Origin of the sequence: Neobacillus drentensis (assembly GCF_036966985.1) — a bacterium.
GTDB lineage: Bacteria > Bacillota > Bacilli > Bacillales > Cytobacillaceae > Neobacillus > Neobacillus drentensis_E.
Window position 1 is genome coordinate 1 of the sequence record NZ_JBALSN010000337.1, and the last position, 3,369, is coordinate 3,369.

Below are 3,369 nucleotides of genomic sequence, written 5' to 3' on the forward strand. Positions count from 1 at the left end.
TGGGTTTCTAAAGGTATTGCTTCCATATATGGGTATCCGCAAAAATATTTCTTCGAGAATTCTCTATTATGGTTAGAGTCGGTTTATTCGGAAGACAAATGGATGATTGAAAATGCAATCAGCAGGCAATTAGTAGGGGAGTCAACAGTTGTAGAATATCGAATCATTCGTTCCGATGGTGAAGTTCGATGGGTGCAAGATCGTTCCCATCCAATCTTAGATGAAGTGGGAAAAGTTATCGCCATAAGCGGTTCTGTACATGACATTACTTTACAAAAAAGAGAAACTTTGAAATTACAAGAACAGCTTAAAATGACCGAAAACAGTTATCGTTCACTAATAGAAAGTGAAGACCGATACCGAAGTTTAGTAGAAGTTTCACCAACACCTATTATTGTTCATCAAGAAAGAAAAATAGTTCTTGTAAATCGTGCTGGATTAGAGGGGCTTGGTGCCGTTCATGATAATCAGCTGGTTGGCAGGGATATATCTGATTTTATTCATCCGGACAGCAAGCAAATCTTATTGAATCGTTTTAAGGAAACGTTAGTAAATGGAAAAGTCAGCCCGAGCGAATGTAAATTATTGACCTTAGATGGAAAGACCATTGATGTAGAAGCATCTGGAACCAAAATTTTATTTAATGGGAAACCAGCCATTATGGCGGTTGGAATAGATATTACAGAGAAGAAAGCCTTGCTTGAACAATTAGATAAAAATGACCAACGGTATAAATCACTATTTGAACATAATGCCAATAGTGTATACTCGTTTGATTTAGATGGTAATTTTACTAGCTGTAATACTGTTTGTGAAGAAGTAACGGGGTATCGTAAGGAAGAATTATTAAAGCCAATCAATTTTAAGGAAATGATTGTCCCTGAAAAACTGGAAGAAGTATTAGATCATTTTACACGATGCATTAAAGGAGAGGCACAAAATTTTAGAACCTCTATATTAGATCGAAAGGGTTCAATCATTCATTTAAATGTGACAATGGCACCTATTTTCGTGAATGGAGAAGTTAATGGTGTTTTTGGGATATCCCAGAACATTACGAAACAAGTGGAAATCGAAATAGCAAATGAACATATGGCCTACCATGATTATTTAACAGGTCTGCCAAATCGTAATAAGTTAAATTCAAGTCTAAAAAGCAAACTGGTCAGTGCAGCAAAAAGAAAACAAAAATTGGCTGTTTTATTTATGGATCTTGATCGGTTTAAAGTGGTCAATGATACCCTCGGTCACAATACAGGAGACGAATTGCTCAAAGAAGTAGCTAAACGGCTTACCTTTTCTTTAAAAGAGAAAGACATCGTTTTTAGGCAAGGCGGGGATGAATTTATTATCATTCTGAAAGACGCTGATCGAGATGTGGCTGCAAAAGTGTGCAGGAGAATTGTGGATGTGGTGGCTGCTCCATTTAGGATTCAAAATTATGATATCTATACTTATCCGAGCATGGGGGTCAGTATATTCCCAGAAGATGGAGAAACGGTGGAAACCTTAATTAAGCATGCTGATTTTGCCATGTACCAAGCTAAAAAGGAAGGGAAAAGTCATTTTAAGTTTTATTCATCGAATAATCAGGCTTCCAATATCAATCCTTTGGCATTGGAAATGGATCTTCATAAAGCGATTCAACAAGAGGAGTTACTCCTCCATTATCAGCCGAAAATGAGTTTAAAAACAGGAAAAATTGTAGGTGTAGAAGCCTTAATCCGCTGGAACCATCCAGAATGGGGCCAGGTAGCACCTGGAACCTTTATTCCGGTTGCAGAGGAAACAGGATTAATTATTCCTATTGGTGAGTGGGCTTTATACACTGCTTGTAAGCAAAATAAAGAGTGGCAGCAAAAAGGATTTACCCCCACGATTTCTGTCAATCTATCAGCCAAGCAATTTACACTTTCTAATTTAGATGAAACAGTTGCTAGGATCCTGAACGAGACAAGGCTGGAGCCCCAATATTTAGAATTAGAGATTACCGAAAGCATAACAGCGAATATAGAACGCACCATTACAACCTTACAAAAGCTTAAAAAGATTGGAGTTCGCCTTAGTATTGATGATTTTGGGACAGGTTTTAGTTCTTTGAATTATTTACAAAAATTTCCTTTGGATACTTTGAAGATTGATCAGTCCTTTGTACGGGGACTGCAAAATAATCCGAATGATGAAACGATTGTAAAAACCATTATTTCAATGGCCCATAATTTGAATTTAAACGTAGTTGCTGAAGGAATTGAAACAAAGAAGCAACTAATGTTCTTGCAAGAACATCTTTGTGATGAAGGACAAGGGTTTCTATTCGCCAAACCACTTTTAGCAAACGAATTAGAAAATTCGATCGTTAGCATTCAGAAAATAGTCAAGGATTATGGAATCTCGCAGGATGTTAATGAACGCATGTGGTCCGAAGAATTAGTACGTATCGCCAAAAAAGAATTAAATGAAACGATTCGCCTGCAGCAGGGAATGACCTTTAAATATAAAAAAATAAACGGTAAATTTATTCACACCTTGTGTGATGGTGAATTATTGTATAGCTTAGGCCTTATTCCGAGTCTTGTAGTAGGAAAACAGTTGAGTGATTTTCTTCCGAAAGAGATGGCAGAGAATAAGCAAGCATACTACCAAAGAGCGTGGAATGGGGAAGAACATGTTCATTATGAAGAGAAACTTAATGGAATCTCTTATCTAGCCGCGTTAAGACCCATTAAACGTGGTGGCGAAGTAGTGGAGGTAATTGGCTCATGTATCGATATTACCGACCGTAAGAATGCTGAAAAAGCCTTGCTTGAGAGTGAAAGTAAATATCGGTTGATTGCTGAAAACATGACAGATTTAATTATTTTATTCGATTTAAATGGGAAAGGAATCTATGCATCCCCATCACACGAATCCGTCCTTGGTTACTCACCAGAATATTTTGAAGGAGATAGTACGTTAAATCTTATTCATCCTGAGGATGTGGATGGGGCCATGGACCAATTCTCGGAGGTGATCAGGACTAAATTACCTGCAAAAGCTGAGGTGAGGCTGTTACATGCAAATGGTGAATGGAAATTATTTGATTGTACAGGAACACCCGTCGTAGATGAAAATGACGAATTTGAACACATTATGGTTGTAGGAAAAGATATTACAGAGAAAAGAAAAGCGGAAGAAATGCTATGGAATGCTGAGAAGTTGTCATTAGTTGGTGAGTTGGCCGCAGGGGTTGCACATGAGATTAGAAATCCACTAACATCTATAAAAGGGTTTATCCAACTATTCCGAGAAGGTTTCGTAAAAAATGAATACTTTGACGTCATCCTGACGGAGTTTAATCGGATTGAGGAGATCATAAAAGAATTTCTTTCA

Annotated in this window: 1 protein-coding gene; it reads left to right on the plus strand. The window is 37.4% G+C overall.

The window, feature by feature from the left end:
• Window positions 1-15 precede the first annotated feature (15 nt).
• Window positions 16-3,369: PAS domain S-box protein (locus tag V7659_RS21005; protein ID WP_335542001.1), on the plus strand; the 3,354-nt coding region annotated here is incomplete at its 3' end.